The sequence below is a fragment of the Psychroserpens sp. XS_ASV72 genome (genome assembly GCF_041224425.1).
Taxonomy (GTDB): Bacteria; Bacteroidota; Bacteroidia; order Flavobacteriales; family Flavobacteriaceae; genus Psychroserpens.
Genome location: NZ_JBGFGL010000071.1, coordinates 193,703 through 217,719, shown reverse-complemented (window position 1 = coordinate 217,719; position 24,017 = coordinate 193,703). Strand labels below are relative to the sequence as shown.

Genomic DNA, 24,017 nt, shown 5'->3' with positions numbered 1-24,017 from the left:
AAATTTCAACAACACAACAACAATGAGCAATAAAACGATTAAATCGGCTTTAATTTCTGTATTCAGTAAAGACGGGTTAGAACCTATTGTACAAGAGCTTCATAAACAAAATGTTACTATTTATTCTACTGGTGGCACTGAAAAATTTATTAAGGACTTAGGTATTGATGTGGTTCCTGTGGAGGAAGTCACTTCTTACCCATCCATTCTCGGTGGTCGCGTTAAAACTTTACACCCAAAAGTTTTTGGTGGAATTTTAAACCGTCAAAACAATGATAGTGATGTTGCTGAGTTAAGCGATTTTGATATTCCTCAAATTGATTTGGTGATTGTTGACTTATATCCGTTTGAAAAAACAGTAGCTTCTGGTGCTTCGCATCAGGACATTATCGAAAAAATAGATATTGGTGGTATTTCACTTATTCGAGCTGCCGCTAAAAATTATGCAGATGTGGTTTGTGTGTCCTCAGTTGAAGATTATTCAGAATTCTTAACACTTCTTCAAACCAAAAATGGAGAGACATCAGAAGAAGATCGTAAGCAATTTGCTGCCAAAGCCTTTAATGTGTCTTCGCATTATGATTCTGCTATTTTCAATTATTTCAATAAAGACCATGATATTGCTGCTTTAAAAATCAGTGAGACAAACGGAAAGGTTTTACGCTATGGTGAAAATCCGCATCAACGTGGTTTCTTCTTCGGAAACTTTGATGAGATGTTTACCAAACTCCACGGAAAGGAATTGAGCTATAACAATTTATTGGATGTGGATGCCGCTGTGAATTTGATGCAGGAATTTAAAAATGAAGCTCCAACATTTGCCATTTTAAAACACAATAATGCCTGCGGATTTGCGCAACGTGATAGTATTCATCAAGCTTATGTTGATGCCTTGGCAGGTGATCCTGTTTCAGCATTTGGTGGAATTTTAATTGCCAATACAGAAATTGACGAGGCTACAGCAGAAGAAATTCATTCCTTGTTTTGTGAAGTGGTCATTGCGCCTTCTTTTTCCGAAGAGGCATTGGAAATTCTTAAAGGAAAAAAGAACAGAATACTCTTGATATTGCATGATGTTGAATTTCCTCAAACAACTGTTAGAACCTGTTTAAATGGTGTTTTGGTTCAAGATCGTGACAACAAAACAGATGCTATTGAAGATTTATCTGAAGTAACCAACAATAAACCGACACAATCGGAGTTTGATGATTTGATATTTGCCTCTAAAATCTGTAAACATACCAAATCGAATACCATCGTCTTAGCTAAAAACAAACAACTTTGTGCCAGTGGAACTGGTCAAACCAGTCGTGTGGATGCCTTAAACCAAGCTATTCATAAAGCCAAGTCCTTTAATTTTGATTTGAAAGGTGCTGTCATGGCAAGTGATGCCTTTTTCCCGTTTCCAGATTGTGTTGAGATTGCTGATAAAGCTGGTATTACCGCTGTCATCCAACCTGGAGGCTCCATTAAGGACCAATTGAGTATTGATTATTGTAACGAAAATAATTTAGCTATGGTAATGACTGGAACACGTCATTTTAAGCATTAATTTACTACATTTACAAAACGTCGAAAATTGATTATAGTAACGACCTCAAAATATTAGAATAGCGCATGGGATTTTTTGACTTCCTGACTGAAGAAATAGCCATTGACCTTGGGACTGCAAACACATTGATCATCCATAATGACAAGGTGGTGGTTGACAATCCGTCCATAGTGGCAAGAGATAGAGTTTCCGGTAAAATTATTGCTGTTGGTAAAGAAGCCAACATGATGCAAGGAAAGACACATGAAAATATCAAGACCATCCGACCTTTGAAAGATGGTGTGATTGCTGATTTTGATGCTTCAGAGCAGATGATCAGTATGTTCATCAAAAACATTCCTGCATTAAAAAAGAAATTATTCACGCCTGCCTTGCGTATGGTTGTTTGTATTCCTTCTGGTATTACTGAAGTGGAAATGCGAGCGGTAAAGGAATCCTGCGAACGTGTTAATGGAAAGGAAGTTTACCTGATACACGAACCTATGGCTGCTGCTATCGGTATCGGTATAGACATCATGCAACCTAAAGGAAACATGATTGTTGATATTGGTGGTGGAACAACCGAAATTGCTGTTATTGCCTTAGGTGGAATTGTGTGTGACAAATCGGTAAAGGTGGCTGGTGATGTATTTACGAATGACATCATTTACTATATGCGAACCCAACACAACCTATACGTTGGTGATCGCACTGCTGAAAAAATCAAAATCCAAATTGGAGCTGCTACGGAAGATTTAGATCTTCCACCAGAAGACATGAGTGTTCAAGGACGTGATTTATTGACAGGAAAACCTAAACAAGTTCAGATATCTTATCGTGAAATTGCTAAAGCCTTAGATAAATCCATTTTGAGAATTGAAGATTCTGTGATGGAAACCCTTTCACAAACACCTCCTGAATTAGCAGCTGACATCTACAACACAGGAATTTACTTAGCTGGTGGTGGATCGATGTTAAGAGGACTGGATAAGCGTCTGTCGCAAAAAACAGATTTACCTGTTTATATTGCTGAAGATCCTCTAAGAGCTGTTGTAAGAGGCACAGGAATTACACTTAAAAACTTACAAAAATTTAAAGGTGTATTGATTAAATAACTGAGAATACCGTCTTCGCATGCAACAAATAATTAATTTTATTATTAGAAACAAAACCTTCCTTTTGTTTCTGCTGTTGTTTGGTATTTCTTTGGCTTTAACCATTCAATCCCATTCCTACCATAAGAGCAAGTTTATCAATTCAGCTAATTTCTTAACCGGTGGAATTTATGAAAGTGCCAGTAATGTTTCCGATTACTTTGATCTAAAAACCCAAAACCAAATTTTAGTTGAGGAAAACAATAAGCTTCGATCTTTACTTTTAAATCAAGCCGATTCCTCTTTAAGCAATGTTGCAAATATCGACTCTTCTTTCTATGGTGGTCGGTTCAAAATTCAAACGGCAAAGGTCATCAATAACAATTATGATTTATCAAAAAACTATATCACACTTAACAAAGGCGAAAAACATGGTGTAAAGGAGGACTTGGCTGTTATAACTTCTAAGGGAATTGTTGGAATTATCGATAACACGTCTAATGGATATGCTCGTGTGCTTTCAATTTTAAATACGAAAAGTAGAATCAACGCTCAATTAAACGCCTCAAACCATATTGGTTCTCTAATATGGAATGGTGCATCATCAGATATGGTTCAGCTTATTGATATCTCAAAATTTGCTCCTGTAAAAGAAGGCGACACGATAGTCACTGGTGGCCAATCCTCAATTTTCCCTCAAGGCATTCCTATTGGAACCATTGAATCTTTTGTTTTGGATATAAGTGGTGATACCTATACGGTTGAAGTGAAGCTATTCAACGATATGACTAATTTGTCCCACGTTTACATTGTTGAAAATACAGACGCTAACGAAATACAACAATTGGAAAACCCTACAGATGAATAGTTTGACAACCAATAGCATCATTCGTTTTTTTGTGCTGATTTTGGCCCAAGCTTTAATCTTTAACAATATCAACTTTTTGGGTTGGATCAATCCTTATCCTTATGTATTGTTTGTTTTATTGTTTCCGGTTAACTCCAACCGAAGCCTTTTTATTTTTCTAAGTTTCATGTTGGGTTTATTTGTTGATATTTTTTCCAATTCTGGAGGTGTTCATGCAGCTGCCTGTGTGACGATTGCTTTTATGAGACCTCCTGTTCTAAAATTTGCTTTTGGAATGTTGTATGAACACCAAAGTATTAAATTCAAAAACACAGAATTCGGTAATCGTATCATCTATTTTTTAATATTGATACTGAGTCACCATCTGATTCTTTTTCTACTGGAAATTTTTAACATTTCAAGCATACTTTTAGTCTTAAAAAAGACGTTATTTTCAAGTGTTTTTACACTGATACTTTGTATATTATTTTCAGTGCTTTTCAGCAATAGAAAATCATGAGAAAACTTTTACTTTTTATAACTGTTATTTTAGTTGGACTTCTTTTTATTGCACGCTTGTTTTATTTACAAGTGTATAAAAAGGAAGCCTATAGCTTATTCGACGATATTGCTATTAGAACGGTTTATAATTACCCAAAACGCGGTTATGTATACGACCGCAACGGAAAGCTCCTAGTGGCTAATCAACCGTCTTATGATGTTATGGTGATTCCTCGTGAAGTGGAGGCTTTAGATACTTTGGAGTTTTGTCAATTGCTGAAAATAACCAAATCTGATTTTGAGAAAAAATACAACCGAGCTTATAATTATTCCCCAAGGTTACCTTCTGTATTTGTACCACAACTTTCCAAGCAAGATTATGCAGTTCTTCAAGAAAAAATGAGAAAGTTTGAAGGGTTTTATATCCAAAAACGTTCTCTAAGAGATTACCAAACTTCAATTGGTGCGAATGTATTAGGCAGTATTGGAGAGGTCAATCGAAAAAACATAGAAAATGATCCTTATTATAAAATGGGAGACCTCATCGGAAAGCAAGGCATTGAATTATCCTATGAAGATGTTTTGAGAGGTGTGAAGGGTATCAAATTTTTTCAGAAAGACAGGTTCAACAAAAATATTGGTCCGTATAAAGACGGTAAATTCGACACCTTACCGCAACCTGGCAAAGACATAACCATAACTATCGACTCAGAGCTACAAAAGTATGGCGAGTTATTAATGACCAATAAGCGTGGTGGTATTGTCGCTATTGAACCTAGCACTGGAGAAATCTTAACCTTAGTTACAGGTCCAAGTTATAATCCAAATTTATTGGTTGGCAGAAAGCGATCTGAAAATTACAACAAACTACACTACGATACGATTGCCAAACCTTTATTCGATAGAGGTTTACTTGCCCAATATCCACCTGGATCACCATTTAAGGTTATAAATGCTTTAATTGCATTACAGGAAGGTGTTGCTGAACCAAATGATAAAGTGAGCTGTAGAATGGGTTATTATTATGGCAGTAGGCGATTAACCGGTTGCCACCATCATAAAAGTCCGGTAGACATGAATAATGGTATTGCGCAATCCTGTAATGCCTATTTTGTGACTATGTATAGAAAAATCATCGATAAATATGACGATCCAGGAGAAGGAATGAATATTTGGGCAAATCACGCCAAAAGTTTTGGTTTAGGTGGTTTCTTAAACAATGATCTTTCTGTTGGTCGACCTGGACGTATACCTGATGGCGACTATTACGATCGAGCTTATGGTGATAATCGTTGGGGATCTACCTACATCGTTTCCAATGCTATTGGGCAAGGTGAAGTTGAAGCTACTCCAATTCAATTAGCTAATATGGCAGCAGCTATTGGTAATCGTGGCTACTATTATACACCTCATATTATTAAATCTATAGAGGACGATACGATTCCAAGTAAATACACTGAACCTAAATATACCACCATCGATAAACCATATTTCGAACCCGTTATTGAAGGCATGTTTGATGTATATAATAAAGGAACGGCATCGACCTTAAGGATTCCAGGAATAGATATTTGCGGAAAAACCGGAACTGCTGAAAACTTTATAAAAATAGATGGAAAGAAAACACAGCTCACAGACCATTCTATTTTTGTAGCCTTTGCACCTAAGGATGATCCAAAAATTGCCATAGCTGTTTTTGTTGAAAACGGTTATTGGGGAAGTCGTTTTGCAGGTCGTATGGCGAGTTTAATGATAGAAAAATACATTAAAGGCCACATAACCAGAACTGATATGGAAGATTGGATATTGACCCATAGTCTAGAAAATGAATATGCAAAGCCATACAGTGGAGAACCTTTTAAGATTAATGGAGAAACCACACTTCAAGTGATTGATAAAGTGAACCGATCTGACAATGATTTAGACAATTCTATTTCAATCCACCCAAACGCATCCAACCAATAGTTATGAGTAGAGACAGTAGAACAAGCTTTAAGTTTGATTGGGTAACGATTATTTTATACTTACTTCTTGTTAGTTTTGGATGGTTAAATATCATGTCGGCTTCACATGAAGGTGATATTCAAAACTATTTTGATATGAGTCAACTTTATGGAAAGCATTTGGTTTTCATGGGATTATGTGTGGTTTTGATAGTTTTGATTCTTTCTCTGGAAGCTAAATTTTATGAACGTTTTGCCAGTATAATCTATATCCTAGCGATGTTATCATTAGTTGGTTTATTCATTTTTGGTAAAGATGTAAACGGAGCACGTTCATGGTATGGTGTTGGAAGTATGACCATACAACCTAGTGAGTTTGCTAAATTTGCTACAGCATTGGCCGTTGCAAAATACATGAGTGATCTCCAAACTGATATGAATACGCTCAAGGATCAGTTGAGAGCTGTTTTAATTATCGTTTTACCTGCTATATTGATCTTACTCCAAAATGATGCTGGAAGCACACTTGTGTATGCAGCATTCTTCTTTGTTTTTTATCGGGAAGGTCTTCAACAAATCTATTTAGCCATTTTATTATCTACCATTGTACTTGCCGTATTAAGCCTAAAGTTTGGGGTTTTAATTACTATCATTACATGTGCTGCAATAATTTCTATAATTTATTTCTTCAGGCGGAAAAAGCGTGCCTCCTTAATTCAGTCCTTTATTGTTTTTCTGGTTTGTATCATATTTTCCTATGGTGTCAAATTATTTTATGAACATGGTTTAAAAACGCATCAGCAAAATAGAATCAGTTTATGGTTACGATTGGAAAAAGATCCTATCAAACTTGAAAAGATGAAAAAGGAAGAAGCCTATAACCTCATCCAGTCTGAAAAAGCTATTAGTTCTGGTGGTTTTTCAGGAAAAGGCTTTATGGAAGGGACTAGAACCACTGGAAAGTTTGTTCCAGAACAAGAAACAGATTATATTTTTAGTACAGTTGGTGAAGAATGGGGATTTCTTGGCAGTGCATTTGTCGTCATACTCTTTGTTGCCTTAATTATTCGGGTTCTCTACCTAGCAGAATCCCAAAAGTCACAGTTTAGCCGCGTGTATGGTTATGGTGTGGCCTCGATTCTATTTATCCATTTTACTATCAACACTGGAATGGTTATGGGTTTGATTCCTACAGTTGGTATCCCTTTGCCCTTTTTTAGTTATGGTGGTTCCGGACTTTGGGGTTTTACCATTTTATTGTTCATTTTTGTGAAACTGGACAGCAATAAGATTAATGAGTGGTAAATAAAAAAGAAGCCCTTCTGAGCTTCTTTTAATATATGAATTAAGTAAATTAAATTCTACTGAAGGCTTGCCAAACTTGATTTTAAAGTCTCAATCTTAGCTAAGGCATCGGCTTCTTTTTTACGTTCAGCAGCAACAACTGGTTCTGGCGCATTGTTGACAAAGCGTTCATTGCCCAATTTTCCTTGAACTGATTTTAGAAAGCCTTGCGTATAATTCAATTCCTCTGTCAATTTCTTGATCTCGGCATCAACATCAATGTTACCTTCCATAGGAATAAAATACTCATTGGACATAACCCTGAAACTCAAAGCACCTTCAACACTTTCAGCTACAGTTGAAACATCAGACAAATTTCCCATTTTGGAAATCACCGAATTATATTTTTTATCAAGGTTTTCATTATTTAAAACCTTTAAAGCTATTGCATCCTTAAATGGAATGTTCTTGTCTTTTCTAATGGTTCTAATACCAGAAACCACTTCCTTTACAGTTTCAAAATCAGAAATTAATTCTGAATCAAACGTTTCAATCTTAGGATAATTAGCAACAATCAAAGCTTCCTTAGCAGTTCTTGTTTTTAAATGTTGCCAAATTTCCTCAGTGATAAAAGGCATGAAAGGATGGACTATTTTCAGATTGTCTTCAAATAATGCAATAACCTTATCGTATGTGATTTTGTCTATAGGTTTTTGATAAGCAGGTTTTACCATTTCCAAGAGCCATCCGCAAAAATCATCGTAAATCAATTTGTAAATCGTCATCAAAACATCACTTAAACGATACTTACTGTAATGGTCTTCAATTTCTAACAAAGCAGCTTGAAACTTAGAAGCGTACCATTCTAAAGCAATCTTACTAGATTCTGGTTGTTCAATATCTTCAACTTCCCAAAGTGTCGTTAAATTGAAAGCACTCCAAATTTTATTGGCAAAACCTCGGCCTTGATTACACAAGGCTTCGTCGAACATCAAATCATTTCCAGCGGCAGAACTCAACAACAATCCAACACGAACACCATCAGCTCCATAATCGCTAATCAATTTTAAGGCATCTGGTGAATTCCCTAAAGATTTAGACATTTTACGACGTTGTTTATCACGAACCAAACCTGTGAGATAGACATTCTCAAATGGCTTCTCATCTTTATATTCGTATCCAGCAATGATCATTCTAGCAACCCAGAAAAAAAGTATGTCTGGCCCAGTTACCAAATCGTTGGTTGGATAATAATACTGAATCTCCTTATTCTCTGGGTTTCTTATACCATCGAAAACAGATATTGGCCACAACCAAGACGAGAACCATGTGTCTAAAACATCAGCATCTTGACGCAAATCATTTACTACCAAATTTGGATTCCCTGATTTGTCTTTGGCAAGCTCAAGCGCTTTATCTGCGGTTTCAGCAACAACAAAATCTTCTTTTCCTTCATCATAATAGAACGCAGGGATTTGTTGTCCCCAAAGTAATTGTCTAGAGATGTTCCAGTCGCGAATATTTTCCATCCAATGACGATAGGTATTATTGAAACGCTTTGGAAACAACTTGACATCTTCATCTTCTAAAACTGCTTTAATAGCTGGTTTTGCCAAATCTTCCATTTTCAAAAACCACTGATCAGACAAACGTGGTTCAATGATGGCTTTTGTACGTTCTGAAATCCCAACACGATTGGTATGATCTTCAACTTTAACTAAGGCTCCTAAAGAATCTAATTCTTTTACTATGGCCTTACGAACCTCAAATCGATCTTGACCTTCATAGTGTAGACCATGATGGTTAAGTGTGGCATCGTCGTTAAAGATATCGACCACTTCCAAGTTATGCTTATCACCTAAAACCTTATCATTTTCATCATGAGCAGGTGTGACCTTAAGACATCCTGTACCAAATTCTAAATCAACATAGTCATCTTCAATAATAGGAATAACCCTGTTACAAATTGGGACAATTGCCTTTTTTCCTTTAAGGTTAGCATGACGCTCATCATTCGGATTAATGCATATTGCCGTGTCACCTAAAAGCGTTTCGGGTCTTGTTGTAGCAATTGTTAAAGCAGAATTTTCTCCTTCAATTTTATAATTTATATAATAAAGTTTGCCCTGCTTTTCCTGATATTCAACCTCTTCATCAGAAAGGGTTGTTTTGGCTTCTGGATCCCAGTTCACCATGCGGTAACCACGATAAATCAGGCCTTTGTTATATAAATCCACAAATACTTTGATAACAGCCTCACTCATGTCATCATCCATCGTAAACTTCGTTCTGTTCCAATCGCATGAGCATCCTAACTTTTTAAGCTGTTCTAAGATCACACCGCCATATTCGTGAGTCCAATCCCAAGCATGCTTTAAGAACTCTTCTCTAGAAAGATCATTCTTATCGATTCCTTGAGCCTTGAGTTTAGCAACAACTTTGGCTTCAGTAGCAATGGAAGCATGATCTGTACCAGGAACCCAACATGCATTTTTACCTTGCAATCGCGCACGTCTTATGAGTACATCTTGAATGGTATTGTTTAGCATATGTCCCATATGTAAAACACCCGTCACATTTGGAGGCGGAATAACTATGGCATAAGGCTCTCTCTCATCTGGTGTAGAATGGAAATAGTTTTGATCCATCCAATATTGATACCACTTATCTTCTACTTCAGAAGGCGAATATTTCGTTGGTATACTCATATTTTGGTATTGTTTTTGCTTAATGAAAGACAAAAGTACTTATTATTCTTTTTTTGCGAAATTAAACTGGTGTTAATCATTCGAATTATTTAACCTGCGTGTTAATATTAATGTAATACAACTAATTAATTTTGCAGAATGGTAAAAAGTGACTAGTTTTGATAGTATCAATTTAAAATTTAAATGATGAAAAATTTAGTAGCAATTCTATTTGTTGGCCTACTCAGCTTAGGTTTGACTGCTCAAGAAAAAGTAGCTAAAATAGAATTTAAAACCGACGTTATTGATTACGGCACAATTGAAAAAGGTGCAGATGGTGAGCGTGTTTTTGAATTTACAAACACTGGTGATGCCCCTTTGGTAATTTCAAAAGTGAAGTCAACTTGCGGATGCACGGTTCCAAAAAAACCTGAAAAGCCTATATTACCAGGTGAAACAGGTGAAATTGTTGTGAAATATGACACTAAACGTGTTAATCCTTTCAGAAAAACAATTACGGTTACTTCAAATGCTCAAGGCAATGAAACGGTAGCACTTATGATTAAGGGTAAAGTTGTTGACCCATCAAAGGAAAGTCCGTTAGAAAAGAAATCTAAAAGTGTTATGGAGCAATAGGCTTTCATAAGTACTAGAAAATACAAAAGCTCTCAATATTGAGAGCTTTTTTATTTAAATACATCTTCAAGCTTAAATTCAAAAAGCATTATTTTGCCATCTCGATCAATCCTTAAATTGACCAATTTACCTGTTTTAGACTTAAAAAATGAAATTACATTCTGTAACTTCATGGTATGAGTTTCCTTACCGTTGACACTTAAAACGATGTCACCTATTTTCAAACCTACTCTTTCTGCTGGAGAACCTTCCCTTATTTGAACAATGGTATAGGCAGGCTTTACATCAAGCTTATACTGTGATATCAAATCTATACTGGTATTAAAATCGTTATCCATCCCAAGCGTCTGTTCCGATTTTTTCTTGGCCTCTTTAACCACAATCACACCATTTTGTTCTAAAACAATACCACCTTTATTATAGGAAAACGTATCCTTAAAATGCCTATTCTTTTTTAAGGTGATCTTACAATTCCTATAATCCATAATAACATTGAAACGTTTCAACATTTCTCCTGAAAGACTCCCATCACGATCCGTATTTTTCATGGCAAAACTAATTCCTGATGAATCTGGAAAAGCCGTATTAACATGATCTAATTCATAGCTTTTGAGCTTAAACTTTCTAACTTTAGATCGCTTACCATATATATTGCCGCTTAAGCCTTTTCCAAGAAAGTCCTCAAAATACTTGTTATCATCTGGCATAAGTCCTTTATTCTTATTTTCAAAAATCCAAAGCGCATCACTACTACCAGTATCGATGAGAAGTTTTATTGGCACATAAGATGTATCAATCATAACTTCACCAACCATGTAAGGCTTGTTATTATAAAAACTCAAATTAAAAGTTTCACATTTTCTACATTTCTTGTAAGAGTAACTTGAAGGTCTATGTAATACGATAAATTTTGCTGCATAATTGATTTCAACCACAAAATCTTTCAACAAATCAAAGCCAATAATGCCATGAATTGGAGTTCCTAAACGAGGCGTAAAATTCAGTGCACTATCAAAAACCACATAAATATCTTGATTGATATTAAGGGCATTACCTACTTTTAAAAAATTGTTTCTTGATTTTATAGCTTCAACAGGCTCTCCTCCACCCAAGCCCCTGAGTTTTATTGTTTCTACTTTATTGATCTGAAGAGAATCCAGATTGGCTAGGTTAAACAGAATGGGTTTGCTCACTCCTGAATCCAACACAAAGGAGAGTTCTACACCATTTAATTCAACAGGTAAAACGATAAGATTACCAATAAGCTCAAACTTGATTTTGTCTTTATCCTGATTTGGTAAACTGAAATTGTTTTGTGAAAAAGAGTAACCCATCACAAAAACAAAGAATATAAGACATGTAAGTTTCTTTAACATTAACCACAATGGTGAAGATTAATGGAAATTACAAATCTTAACAGTAAATCGGTTTTTTAACTGTGATTTTTAAATAAACTTTAAGATAATTTTCAGAAATTTGACGTTCAAATCAATTTGTTATGCCAAAAATTTCGAATAAAGGGCTACTCATGCCAGAATCACCAATACGAAAATTAGTACCCTATGCTGAACAGGCATACAAAGAAGGAAAAACAGTATATCACTTAAATATTGGTCAGCCAGACATCAAAACACCACAAATAGCTTTAGATGCAGTAAAAATTCATTCTTTAGATATTCTTGCTTACACACGTTCGGAAGGTTCAGAAGGGTTTAGAGCAAAACTGGCTAACTACTACAAACAGAATGACATTGAAGTAGATCCTAATGACATTATTGTAACAACAGGAGGTAGTGAGGCTTTACTTTTTGCCTTTGGAAGCATCACAGATGTAGGTGACGAAGTCATCATACCTGAGCCATTTTATGCCAACTACAACGGATTTTCTACAGCTTCTGGAGTAACCGTAGTTCCTGTAATTTCTAAAATTGAAAACAATTTTGCACTTCCTCCAATTGAAGAGTTTGAAAAATTGATTACACCTAAGACCAAGGGTATATTAATTTGTAACCCAGGTAATCCAACGGGTTATTTATACTCTAAAGAGGAAATTGAAAAACTAGCTTCCATTGTTAAAAAACACGATTTATTCTTAATTGCTGATGAAGTTTATCGCGAGTTTGCCTATGATGGCATTGAGCATTATTCCATTCTTCAGGAAAAAGGCCTTGAAGACTATGCCATCGTAGTTGATTCGGTATCCAAGAGATATAGCATGTGTGGTGCAAGAATAGGTTGTTTAGTCTCAAGAAATAAGGAGGTGATTAAAACAGCCCTTAAATTTGCCCAAGCACGTTTAAGTCCGCCAACATTAGCTCAAATTGCTAGTGAAGCCGCCTTGGAAACACCTCAAAGTTATTTTGATGAAGTGATTGATGAATATGTAGAGCGTAGAAATGTGTTGATTGAAGGACTCAAAAATATTGAAGGTGTTAAAGTTGCAGAACCAAAAGGTGCGTTTTACTGCATAGCAGAGCTACCAGTGAAAAATTCTGACGATTTTGCTAAATGGCTATTAGAGTCATTTGATCTTAATGGTGAAACTGTGATGGTTGCTCCAGCTGCTGGATTTTATAGTACACCTGGAGTTGGACTTAACCAAATTCGAATTGCGTATGTCTTAAATATAGATAGCCTTAAAAAATCGATTGCCATCTTAAAAGAAGCTTTAAAAGTTTATAAGGACTAGTGCAAATCCAAAATAATATATCGTTACAACCCTACAATACCTTTGGTATTGATGTGAAAGCCAAACAATTTGTTTCCATTTCTTCAGTTGAGGATTTAAAACATATTTATTCATCAAGCGATTATCCTAACAAATTTATTCTAGGCGGCGGAAGCAATATGCTTCTTACAAAGGATATCGATGCTTTGGTGATACATGTCAATCTAAAAGGGATACACATAATTGAAAGTTTCGATGACCGTGTTTTAGTTCAAGCAAATGCTGGTGAAAATTGGCATGAATTCGTACTATGGACTTTAAAAAACGACTATGGAGGTTTAGAAAACCTCTCATTGATTCCAGGTAATGTTGGTACGAGTCCGATTCAAAATATTGGTGCCTATGGTGTTGAATTGAAAGATTGCTTCCATTCTTGTGAAGCCTTGAATTTAGAAACCTTAAACATTGAATCTTTTGACAAGGAAGATTGTAGATTTGATTATCGAAATTCCATTTTCAAACAAGAAGCCAAAGGAAAATACATTATTCTAAATGTCACTTTTAGTTTAACCAAGACAAATCACCCATTAAAAACAGAATATGGCGCTATTAAATCTGAGTTAGACAGATTACACGTTTCAAATCCAACCATTCAAGATATATCAAAAGCTGTCATAAACATTAGGCAAAGCAAACTTCCAGACCCAAAAAAAATTGGAAATAGTGGAAGTTTCTTTAAAAATCCAATACTAACAAAAGCAGCTTTTGAAAAGCTACAAACGAATTTTCCTGATGTTCCACATTATAAAGTATCAGAAACTGAAGTCAAGGTTCCTGCTGGTTGGCTTATAGAGACCGCTGGCTTTAAAGGCAAAACCTTTAAAAATTACGGAGTTCATAAAAAACAAGCATTGGTCTTGGTGAATTATGGAGGTGCTACAGGAAAAGATATTTTAGATTTATCTCAACTGATTCAAACCACAATCTTGCGTATTTTCAATATTTCAATTGAAGCAGAAGTGAATATAATTTAAAAGAAAAAGCCTCACATAATGAGGCTTCGATTCTTTCCGTAAAAACTTATGAAAAAGCTATTAATCAATTTCTCAAGAAAGAAAATTTAGTTTCTACAGATTTTAATTTTAATTTTGTTGTTAATGTATTATTAACTTTACCTACTTTTAAGTATATACGGACAAAGGCAGTTTTTGGATCATTACAAATTCAATTTTAACAATTTTACTTTTTGAGCAACGCAATTGAACAACAAATTATAACCTTACTTGAAAAAGGCGATAAAAGGGCTATTAATCTTCTCTATGAATTTTATGCAGATAGCCTCTATGGTGTCATTTTGAAAGTCACTATTAATGAAGAAATCGCTCAAGATGCACTTCAAGAAACTTTTGTTAAAGTCTGGAAAAACGCAAAAAAGTATGATTCAAAAAAGGCAAAACTTTTCACGTGGTTGTATCGAATAGCAAAGAATACTGCAATAGATAAATTAAGAAGTTTCAATAATAGATTCGAGAAAGAAGTCCAAATTGACAATTCAAACGTATATATACTACCAACAGCAAGTTTAAATCAAGATGTATTAGATTTAAAAACCCATGTTGGCGCATTGGATGAAAAGTACCAAATTGTGTTAAATGCCTTATTTTTTGAAGGCATGACACAGCAGGAAGCTAGTGATGAACTTGACATTCCTTTAGGTACCATTAAATCCAGATTGAAAATAGGATTACGAGAATTAAAAAAAATCTACGATCCTGAAACATATTAGTATTATGGATAAAAAACTACATAATTTTTTTGCATCTGGACTACTTGAAAAGTACGTTCTAGATGAAATTTCTGCTTCAGAAAGCCTGCAAGTAGAACAATTTATAGCTAAATATCCTGAAGTTGAGCAAGAGTATATTAAACTTCAGGAAAACTTAGAAATTATAGCTAAAGCTCAAGCTGTTGAAGCTCCTGTGTCTATCCTTGATAATATTTTAGAAGATATTGACGATAAAACACAAACACCAGTAGTTAAACTAAACACATCTTCTAGAAAATTTTCATGGTTTAGTATTGCAGCTAGTATAGCGACACTTTTATTTGCTGGTGGTTTTTACATGAAAAATGAACAAAACAAAGCTCTTAAAAGAGAAAACCAAGTGGTTGTTGATGAAATATTCGACTTGCGTGACGACATTGATAAAAACAACCAAAAATTAGATAACTTGATGCGTCAGTTCATGAAATTGAACAATCCTGAAACTGAAAAATACGTATTCAGAGGAAATGATCGTGCAAAGGATTTAAAAACAGTAGCCTATATCAATCCTATTGAGGAAACCTCAATGATTGATGTTGTGTCATTACCACAATTACCTGAAGATCAAACTTATCAACTTTGGGCTGAGATGCAAGACAGAATGGTAAACCTTGGAATTTTAGATGCTTCGCAAAGAAAGTTACAATCAGTACCTTATGTTAAGGATGCTTTAGCATTAAGTATTACCATTGGACCTAAAGAACGATTGAATACTACTTCAGCCGATAGTGCCATTGCACAAATCGACTTGAATAACAAACGAAATAATTAATAGCGCATTTATTATTAAATGAGAAAAGTCGCTTTAAATATAATTAAAGCGGCTTTTCTTTTTTCTAACCTTTGCTAAATAAAGCCTTGTGTAGCACTCCTGCCACAACTGCTCCTGCAATTGGTGCTAACCAAAACAACCATAATTGAGCGCTAAACTCCGCTCCAGCAAAAATTGCCTGACTTGTGGAACGCGCAGGATTAACTGAAGTATTCGAAATTGGTATACTTATTAAGTGTATCAATGTCAATGCCAATCCGATAGCAATACCAGCAAAACCCTGTGGAGCTTTCACATAAGTACTTCCTAAAATAATCAACAGAAAGAACATCGTCAATACAAATTCAGTCACTAAAACTGAAACCATACTATAACCTCCTGGTGATAATTCGCCATAACCATTGGCTGCAAAGCTACCAATATCAACAAAATCTGATTTTCCAGAAATTATAAGATATAATACACCAGCAGCAGCTATAGCTCCGGAAAGCTGGGCAACGATATAACCCAATAGCGATTTTGCTGGGAATTTTCCACCTGCCCATAACCCTAAGGTTACTGCCGGATTAAAATGAGCTCCCGAGATGTGACCAACAGCATAAGCCATGGTCAATACTGTTAGACCAAATGCTAAGGCTACTCCAACAAAACCAATTCCTAATTCAGGAAATGCAGCAGCAAAAATAGCACTACCACAACCTCCAAAAACCAACCAAAATGTTCCAAAAAATTCTGCAAATAAAGTTTTCATAAGCGATATGTATTTGTTAGTGAATAAAAAATTAAGACAATTATTCTTAAGACGCTAAAAATGTTAAAAAGTCACAACTTATTCAATTACAGTACGTTTCAACAAAAACTCCATTTTTAATATCTAAAATACGTTTCGCTCTCCATTATAATTATTGTATCTTTGCAAAGAATTTTATATTGAGAATTTTATGAAGCTTATCTTAATCACATTTATCCTTTTAGGTCTTGGAATTGCTGGAATAGCCATTAAGATTTGGGCAAAAAAAGATGGTGAATTCGCAGGTACTTGTGCCAGCCAAAACCCTATGCTAAACAAAGAAGGCCAAGCTTGTGGTTTTTGTGGTAAAACACCAGATCAATTCGACTCTTGCAATGAACCTCAACATTCTTAATATTAAATGATATTGGAACTTGTTTTCTATGCATTCATTGTCATTGTTAGCATTCAAGTTGTTTTCTACAGTACATTTTTAATAGGGTTTACTAAATCTTACAATACAAATCCTAAACCCAAAAAAATAGCCATTTCAGTTTTGATTTGTGCAAAAAACGAAGCTGAGAACTTGAAGCTATTTCTCCCTTCTATTATATCCCAAGCGTATCCCAACTTTGAAATTGTACTCATTAATGATGGCTCTAAGGATGACACCTTAACAGTAATGGAATCATTCAAAGAAAAGTTCGACCACATTAAAATTGTCAACGTTAAACCCATCGAAACGTTCTGGGGAAATAAAAAATATGCCTTAACCCTTGGCATAAAAGCAGCCAGTCATGACTTCTTACTTTTTACTGATGGCGATTGCAGACCACTTTCAAAGTATTGGATTTCTGAAATGAGTGCACATTTCAGCAATAGCAAATCTATTGTTTTGGGTTATGGATCCTACAAAAAAATTAAAGGCTCTTTTTTGAACGCTCTTATCCGTTTCGAAACTTTTTTGACCGCAATTCAATACGTTTCATTGGCAAAACTCGGAAATCCTTATATGGCTGTTGGAAGAAACCTTGCTTATAGAAAAGAATTGTTTTTTGAAGCCAATGGTTTTATGAGCCACATGAATGTCAAATCTGGCGATGACGATTTATTTATCAATCAGGCTGCTAACACTTCAAATACGGCTATATGTATTTCCAAAGAGAGTTTCACAGAATCCAATCCGAAAACGACTTTTAAGGATTGGGTAGCCCAAAAGCGACGACATATCAGTACCGCTAAATACTACAAAACTAAAGACAAGTATACTTTAGGCATTTTCTACATATCACAATTTTTATTTTGGTTACTTGCAATCGTTTTGCTCTCAACTGTTTTTAAATGGAAGATAGTAGTGGCTCTAGTCGTTTTACGTTTTGTTATTCAACTTATAACCTTTTTTATCGCTTCAAAAAAACTAGATGAAAAAGATCTTCCGTTTTTGAGCCCAATCATTGAAATTGTTTTAATTGCCTTTCAATTCTTTATCTTTATAAAAAATACCATTTCAAAACCACAATATTGGAAGTAAGAGAAGCCATTGAAAACGCCAAGGAAAATGATCAGATAGCATTCAACTTTTTGCTAGACACCTACTGGAATATGGTTTATGGGTTTCAGTTGAAACGCACTCAAAATGAAAATGATGCTGAAGACATTACCATTCAGACATTTTCCAAAGCTTTTGACAAAATTCATTCCTACAACGACAAATATGAATTTAGTACATGGCTGATCACCATTTCCAAAAACATTCATATCGATTTATTGCGGAAACAGAAATCTACCATTAGCCATTCCTCTCCTACTGATGAAGACAGCGAATATTACAGTGTCATTGACGAGTCACCTTCACCAGAAGACAAATTGATTAAAAAGCAGAATCTCGATAAGCTCCTTCGCGACATCAAGAAACTCAAACCTCATTATCAAGAAGTGATCAATTTGCGGTATTTTCAAGAAATGACTTACAAGGAGATTTCAGAAAAACTTGATGAGCCCATCAATAATGTTAAAGTAAAACTTCTAAGAGCAAAAAAACTGTTATCAGAAATCATTAAGGAAACTTAAAAACGTGAAAGTCTCTCTAAAAACATTAGGGCCAGGACTCTTGTTTGCTGGAGCAGCAATTGGCGTATCGCATTTGGTACAATCTACAAGAGCTGGTGCCGATTTTGGATTGGGTTTGATTTGGGCTTTAATACTAGTCAATCTCTTTAAATATCCTTTCTTTCAATTCGGACCGCGATATGCCACAGCCACTGGAGAATCTTTACTTGAAGGCTACCAAAAACTAGGCAAAGGGGTTTTAATAGTCTATTTTTTACTCACTTTCGCGACAATGTTTACCATTCAAACAGCTGTCACCATTGTGAGTGCTGGTTTGGCATCTTGCCTTTTTGGCGATTTTGTAAGCATTGAAATTTGGACAGTCATCGTGCTATTGGTTTGCTTAGCTTTATTATTGATTGGTAAGTATAACTTTTTGGACAGACTAATGAAGTTTATCATTATTACATTAACCATAAGCACCATTGCTGCAGTTGGATTTGCATTTTTTAATGATTCCCCAACTCTTTCCTTAATACAAGTTTTACCAAAAAATTCGGTTGAAATTACATTTTTGATTGCCTTTATGGGATGGATGCCTGCACCTTTGGATATTTCCATTTGGCATTCACTATGGGCTATTGAAAAACAAAAAACCGTAAACACCTTTTCACCCAAGACAGCTTTATTTGATTTTAATGTAGGATTTTTTGGTGCTATTGTTTTAGGTCTGGCATTTATGGGCTTAGGAGCTTTGGTCATGTTCCATAGCAATGAAACCTTTAGTGGTTCTGCTTCGCTTTTTGCAAATCAGTTACTTAGTATGTACACCAAAAGCCTTGGTCCATGGGCTTATGTCTTTATTGGCATTGCCGCATTTACGACCATGTTCAGCACCACATTAACCACTTTGGATGCCTCACCAAGAGCTATGGCAAAAACAAGTGAATTACTTTTAAAAAAGCCTATTAAAAACGCCTATTTGTTTTGGATTTTATTATTAACAATTGGCAGTAGTATCATCTTTTTTTGCTTTGCTTCTGAAATGGGATTTCTAATTCAAATAGCAACGATTCTTTCCTTTTTAACGGCACCTTTTTATGCCATAATAAATTACATTCTTATTTCAAGTAAGCATACACCTCGGGAATGGCGTCCTTCAAAAGGATTGCATATACTGAGTGTTTTAGGCATTATTTTCTTGATTGCTTTCAGTATTTGGTATCTCGTATATTAAGTCTTGATTAAAGAATACTTCGTATCTTTGCTAGCGAAATAGTTATGGAATGAATACAGATACTGCAATAAAATCTACTACTGAACGTCAACCAAAACCAAAGTGGCTTCGTGTTAAGTTACCAACTGGTAAAAAATACACTGAATTACGTGGCTTGGTTGATAAATACAAATTGAATACCATTTGTACCTCTGGTAGTTGTCCGAATATGGGTGAATGTTGGGGAGAAGGAACTGCTACATTTATGATTTTAGGAAATATTTGCACACGTTCTTGTGGTTTTTGTGGCGTTAAAACTGGAAGACCAGAAACCGTTGACTGGGATGAGCCAGAAAAGGTGGCACGTTCCATCAAAATCATGGGAATCAAGCATGCAGTATTAACTAGCGTCGATAGAGATGACCTAAAAGACATGGGAAGCATCATGTGGAGTGAGACCGTCAAAGCGGTTCGTAGAATGAATCCTGAGACCACTCTTGAGACCTTAATTCCAGATTTTCAAGGAATTGAAAAACATATTGACCGTATTATCGAGGTTGCTCCTGAAGTTGTTTCCCACAACATAGAAACAGTTCGTCGCTTGACCAGAGAAGTTCGCATTCAAGCCAAATACGATAGAAGCATGCAGGTTCTTAAGTATTTGAAAGAGCAAGGACAAAGACGAACCAAATCGGGAATCATGTTAGGTTTAGGAGAAACTCGAGAGGAAGTTATTGCTACCCTTCATGATTTAAAAGACAATGATGTTGATGTGGTCACCATTGGTCAATATTTACAACCAAGTAAAAAACATCTACCAGTTAAAGCCTTCATTACACCTGAACAATTCAATGAATATGAAGCTATAGGCCTAGATTTAGGATTTAGACATGTTGAAAGTAGTGCTTTGGTGAGATCTTCGTATAAAGCTCAAAAACACATCAATTAATGATAAGGGTTGCCATTAATGGATTTGGTCGGATTGGCAGACGTGTCTTCAGACTAATTCTTGAGCGCAATGACATGCAAGTGGTTGCTATAAACGATTTGGCTGATGCTAGAACTTTGAGTCATTTATTAAAGTACGATAGTATCCACGGTGTTTCATCTCATGTTATTTCTTATTCAGAAGAACAGATCATTGTTGACGATATTTCCATTCCTCTTTTGAATGACAATCATCCCAAATCGATTGATTGGAAACCTTTTGATGTGAATATTGTAATTGAATCTACTGGAAAATTCAAAACGAAAAAAGATTTAGAATTCCATCTCAGTAATGGTGCCAATCAAGTTATCTTATCAGTTCCACCTATTGAAGATGATATCAAAACTGTAGTTCTTGGTGTTAATGATAAAGATATTGTTGGCGATGAAACCATCATTTCCAATGCTTCCTGTACCACTAACAATGCTGCACCTATGATGTCTGTCATCCACCAATTATGTGGTATCAAACAAGCCTACATTACAACCGTCCATTCGTATACAACAGATCAAAGTCTACATGACCAACCACATAAAGATTTGCGAAGAGCTAGAGCTGCAGGACAATCCATAGTACCTACAACAACAGGTGCTGCAAAAGCCTTGACAAAAATATTCCCTGATCTTTCAGATGTGATTGGTGGTTGTGGCATTCGTGTTCCTGTTGCAAATGGTTCTTTAACTGATATTACATTTAATGTGAAGAAAGAAGTCAGTATAAAGGAGATTAACCAAGCTTTCAAAACCGCCTCGGAAACCTACTTAAAAGGCATACTTCAATATACCGAAGACCCGATTGTTTCTATCGATATTGTAGGAAACACACATTCTTGCATATTTGATTCGCAAATGACTTCAGTTATAGGAAACATGGTAAAAATAGTGGGTTGGTATGATAATGAAACAGGCTACAGTTCAAGAATTTTAGATTTAATTTGCAATTTATCGATAAAATCGTTACGTTTATCGAATAAATAATTATATTTGTCCAATATAAAGTGACAAAATATGTCCCAAATTAAGTATTATATACTAGCCGTTTTAATCACTTTATCTTCAACTGTTTTTGCACAGGACAGTTTAGAAGAAGATGTTGACGTCTTAAAAATGCGTATTGAAAACCTCATTACGCAATCTGACTTTGACAACGAAAGAGGTGATTATTTCAACAGCAAAGACAATCTAGAGAAAGCTCTTGAGATAGCTGTTAAAATCAACAATAGAGAAAGTGAAGGTGAAATCTACACCAAAATCGCAAAGCTTCAGTATACCGTTAACGAATTAGAAAACGCCTTAGTTTCACTGACTAAAGCTGCAGAAATACAGCGTGAAATCAATGACTATGGCAACCTAGCCAAAACATACAGCATCAGAGGTTTATTGCATGCAAGTAAAAAAGAGTATCAAACTGCTTTAGATTATTTCAACTCTGCAAAAACAAAATTTGAAGAAGAGGGACTTGAACGTTACATTCCAGAAGTTACTTTAAACGAAGCAAAGGTGAACTATGAGCTAGGTGAATATAAAACAGCCAAAGCTTTATTGGAACAAACTATTGTTCTTTCAAAAAAATATGATCAAACCAATATTCTATCCAATGCTTTAATCTATAATGGAAAGACTAGCGATCAGTTAGGAAATGATCAGTTGGCTATTGAAATGACTCAAGAAGGACTAGACATAGCCAATAATAACGGATTTATAGAAAACACCAACGAAGCTTACTTGACTTTGAGCAACATTTATGAAAACAAGTCCGATTACAAATTGGCTCATGAATATTTGGCAAAGCATGTAAAACTCTCAGATTCAATTTTGAATATCAAACGTGAGAACCTAATTCCTGAAAAACGGGTGGAGTATATCAATGCTTACAATGAAGCTGATTATGAAAAGCTGAAAACGATTATTGAAGAACAAGAATCTGAAAGTAGTTTAGCAAAAATCACCACCATATTAAGTATTGCCTTAATTACCATTCTATCGTTATTAACCTTAGCGTTATATAAGAACAATAACATTCGTTTGAAATCCAACAACATGCTTCATGAAAAAAATGAAGATCTCGTTGAAGCCATGCGTAAAGCTGAACAGGCATCTAAAACCAAAGCCAACTTTTTATCTACAGTTACCCATGAGCTGAGAACTCCTTTGTATGCTGTCACTGGATTGACCAACATGTTGTTAGATGAAAACCCTAAAGAACATCAGATTCCGCACCTAAAATCTTTAAAATTTTCTGGCGATTATCTGTTAACCTTTATTAATGATATTCTTCAGATCAATAAAATTGAAGCGAATAAAGTAGAATTAGATCCTGTTCTCTTCAACTTAAAGATGAAGGTTGAAAATGTTGTTTCAGCCCTTAACAATTCAGCATTGGACAATAACGTTCAGATGCACTTTGACTATCAAAAAGAGTTACCTCATAATTTTATTGGCGACAATCTTAAAATCTCCCAGATATTAATCAACTTGATTGGTAATTCCATCAAGTTTACCAAGGATGGTGACATTTGGGTAAGAGTTTATGGTATCTCACAAAATGGCAATGACCATATGGTTCGATTTGAAATTGAAGACAATGGTATTGGTATCTCAAAAGAAAAACAAGAAAACATGTTTGAGAGCTTCTCCCAAGGCTCGATCCAAATCAATAGAAAATATGGCGGAACTGGTCTCGGTCTCTCCATTGTAAAAGGTCTTATTGACATTTTAAAAGGAAAAATCTACGTAAAAAGTGAACTCGGCAAAGGAACTACGTTCTTTTTTGAAATCCCATTAACCTACGCTCCAGAAGAAGTTAAAATTGTAAAAGAGGATTACTCTAAAAACATTAGCAAATTGGATATTAGCAACATTAAGATCTTAATTGTCGAGGATAATAAGATCAACCAAATGATTACCAAGAAAATCTTGAATAAGATGGGCTTGGAGTGTGAAATCGTAGACAATGGTGAGGCAGCAGTAGAAAAGGTTCGTGAAAATTCGTATGATGTCGTTCTTATGGACATCCACATGCCAGGAATTAGCGGACTTGAAGCTACTAAAATTATCAGAACTTTTGATAAAGAACTGACAATTTTTGCATTGACAGCCGTAACGTTGGAAGACAAAATGCACGAGTTTGACGAAGCTGGTTTTGACGATATCATTTCAAAACCATTCAAGCAAGAAGATTTCGAAAAGAAACTTTATGAAGTGCTTTCTGAAAACGAAAAAACAACGCCTTCGGTATAAAATTTAC

21 protein-coding genes are annotated in these 24,017 nt (G+C 35.2%); 18 read left to right on the top strand and 3 right to left on the bottom strand.

The window, feature by feature from the left end:
• The first annotated feature begins 22 nt into the window (after window positions 1–22).
• The 6 genes from purH (at window position 23) to rodA (ending at window position 7,221) form a co-directional block, all read left to right on the top strand.
• Window positions 23–1,552: a bifunctional phosphoribosylaminoimidazolecarboxamide formyltransferase/IMP cyclohydrolase gene (gene purH, locus AB9K26_RS04730; protein ID WP_369971390.1), complete on the top strand. Its 1,530-nt coding sequence runs from the start codon at window positions 23–25 to the stop codon at window positions 1,550–1,552.
• A gap of 65 nt (window positions 1,553–1,617) precedes the next feature.
• Entirely contained in the window at window positions 1,618–2,646 is a 1,029-nt protein-coding gene (locus AB9K26_RS04725) for a rod shape-determining protein (protein WP_369971389.1), read from the top strand.
• Window positions 2,647–2,665: 19 nt separating this feature from the next.
• On the top strand, window positions 2,666–3,493 hold the full coding sequence (mreC, locus tag AB9K26_RS04720) for a rod shape-determining protein MreC (RefSeq protein ID WP_369971388.1): 828 nt from the start codon (window positions 2,666–2,668) through the stop codon (window positions 3,491–3,493).
• Window positions 3,486–3,992 carry a rod shape-determining protein MreD gene (locus AB9K26_RS04715; protein ID WP_369971387.1) on the top strand — a complete coding sequence of 169 codons (507 nt, stop codon included), beginning with the start codon at window positions 3,486–3,488 and terminating at the stop codon, window positions 3,990–3,992. The genes mreC and AB9K26_RS04715 overlap by 8 nt, the downstream gene beginning before the upstream one ends.
• Entirely contained in the window at window positions 3,989–5,938 is a 1,950-nt protein-coding gene (gene mrdA, locus AB9K26_RS04710) for a penicillin-binding protein 2 (protein WP_369971386.1), read from the top strand. Before AB9K26_RS04715 ends, mrdA begins: the two co-directional genes overlap by 4 nt.
• Before the next feature lie 2 nt (window positions 5,939–5,940).
• Entirely contained in the window at window positions 5,941–7,221 is a 1,281-nt protein-coding gene (rodA, locus tag AB9K26_RS04705) for a rod shape-determining protein RodA (protein WP_369971385.1), read from the top strand.
• Window positions 7,222–7,277: 56 nt separating this feature from the next.
• Here rodA and AB9K26_RS04700 read toward each other — a convergent pair whose 3' ends face one another.
• Window positions 7,278–9,908, bottom strand: a complete 2,631-nt coding sequence (locus tag AB9K26_RS04700) for a valine--tRNA ligase (protein ID WP_369971384.1) — start codon at window positions 9,906–9,908, stop codon at window positions 7,278–7,280.
• A 186-nt stretch (window positions 9,909–10,094) separates the two neighbouring features.
• On the opposite strand from AB9K26_RS04700, the gene AB9K26_RS04695 reads away from it, so the two are divergent.
• Window positions 10,095–10,523, top strand: a complete 429-nt coding sequence (locus tag AB9K26_RS04695; protein WP_369971383.1) for a DUF1573 domain-containing protein — start codon at window positions 10,095–10,097, stop codon at window positions 10,521–10,523.
• 50 nt (window positions 10,524–10,573) lie between these two features.
• Here AB9K26_RS04695 and AB9K26_RS04690 read toward each other — a convergent pair whose 3' ends face one another.
• Window positions 10,574–11,899 (bottom strand): aspartyl protease family protein, encoded by a 1,326-nt coding sequence (locus AB9K26_RS04690; RefSeq protein WP_369971382.1) that lies wholly within the window; start codon window positions 11,897–11,899, stop codon window positions 10,574–10,576.
• Between the two features lie 122 nt (window positions 11,900–12,021).
• Between AB9K26_RS04690 and AB9K26_RS04685 the strand changes: the two genes are divergently transcribed.
• The 4 genes from AB9K26_RS04685 to AB9K26_RS04670 all read left to right on the top strand — a co-directional run bounded on the left by AB9K26_RS04685 (window position 12,022) and on the right by AB9K26_RS04670 (window position 15,788).
• A complete protein-coding gene (locus AB9K26_RS04685) occupies window positions 12,022–13,212 on the top strand; it encodes a pyridoxal phosphate-dependent aminotransferase (protein ID WP_369971381.1) in 1,191 nt (396 codons plus the stop codon).
• Window positions 13,212–14,225, top strand: coding sequence for a UDP-N-acetylmuramate dehydrogenase (murB, locus tag AB9K26_RS04680; protein WP_369971380.1), 1,014 nt, complete (start codon window positions 13,212–13,214; stop codon window positions 14,223–14,225). Before AB9K26_RS04685 ends, murB begins: the two co-directional genes overlap by 1 nt.
• Before the next feature lie 212 nt (window positions 14,226–14,437).
• On the top strand, window positions 14,438–14,977 hold the full coding sequence (locus AB9K26_RS04675; RefSeq protein ID WP_369971379.1) for an RNA polymerase sigma factor: 540 nt from the start codon (window positions 14,438–14,440) through the stop codon (window positions 14,975–14,977).
• Between the two features lie 4 nt (window positions 14,978–14,981).
• A complete protein-coding gene (locus tag AB9K26_RS04670) occupies window positions 14,982–15,788 on the top strand; it encodes an anti-sigma factor domain-containing protein (protein ID WP_369971378.1) in 807 nt (268 codons plus the stop codon).
• A gap of 64 nt (window positions 15,789–15,852) precedes the next feature.
• On the opposite strand, the gene aqpZ is transcribed toward AB9K26_RS04670, so the two are convergent.
• On the bottom strand, window positions 15,853–16,539 hold the full coding sequence (gene aqpZ / locus AB9K26_RS04665) for an aquaporin Z (protein WP_369971377.1): 687 nt from the start codon (window positions 16,537–16,539) through the stop codon (window positions 15,853–15,855).
• A gap of 190 nt (window positions 16,540–16,729) precedes the next feature.
• Here aqpZ and AB9K26_RS04660 point away from each other — a divergent pair, with 190 nt between their 5' ends.
• Genes AB9K26_RS04660 through AB9K26_RS04630 form a run of 7 tightly spaced genes read left to right on the top strand, consistent with a single transcriptional unit; the run spans window position 16,730 to window position 24,010 of the window.
• Entirely contained in the window at window positions 16,730–16,933 is a 204-nt protein-coding gene (locus AB9K26_RS04660) for a membrane or secreted protein (protein WP_369971376.1), read from the top strand.
• A 6-nt stretch (window positions 16,934–16,939) separates the two neighbouring features.
• The gene (locus AB9K26_RS04655) at window positions 16,940–18,049 is read left to right on the top strand and encodes a glycosyltransferase (RefSeq protein ID WP_369971375.1); all 1,110 of its coding nucleotides are present in this window, start codon (window positions 16,940–16,942) and stop codon (window positions 18,047–18,049) included.
• Entirely contained in the window at window positions 18,040–18,588 is a 549-nt protein-coding gene (locus AB9K26_RS04650) for an RNA polymerase sigma factor (protein ID WP_369971374.1), read from the top strand. The genes AB9K26_RS04655 and AB9K26_RS04650 overlap by 10 nt, the downstream gene beginning before the upstream one ends.
• 4 nt (window positions 18,589–18,592) lie before the next feature.
• On the top strand, window positions 18,593–19,804 hold the full coding sequence (locus tag AB9K26_RS04645) for an Nramp family divalent metal transporter (RefSeq protein WP_369971373.1): 1,212 nt from the start codon (window positions 18,593–18,595) through the stop codon (window positions 19,802–19,804).
• 49 nt (window positions 19,805–19,853) lie between these two features.
• The gene (gene lipA, locus AB9K26_RS04640; protein WP_369971372.1) at window positions 19,854–20,732 is read left to right on the top strand and encodes a lipoyl synthase; all 879 of its coding nucleotides are present in this window, start codon (window positions 19,854–19,856) and stop codon (window positions 20,730–20,732) included.
• Window positions 20,732–21,748, top strand: coding sequence for a type I glyceraldehyde-3-phosphate dehydrogenase (gene gap, locus AB9K26_RS04635; protein WP_369971371.1), 1,017 nt, complete (start codon window positions 20,732–20,734; stop codon window positions 21,746–21,748). The genes lipA and gap overlap by 1 nt, the downstream gene beginning before the upstream one ends.
• Window positions 21,749–21,778: 30 nt before the next feature.
• Window positions 21,779–24,010, top strand: a complete 2,232-nt coding sequence (locus AB9K26_RS04630) for an ATP-binding protein (RefSeq protein ID WP_369971370.1) — start codon at window positions 21,779–21,781, stop codon at window positions 24,008–24,010.
• Window positions 24,011–24,017: the final 7 nt, after the last annotated feature.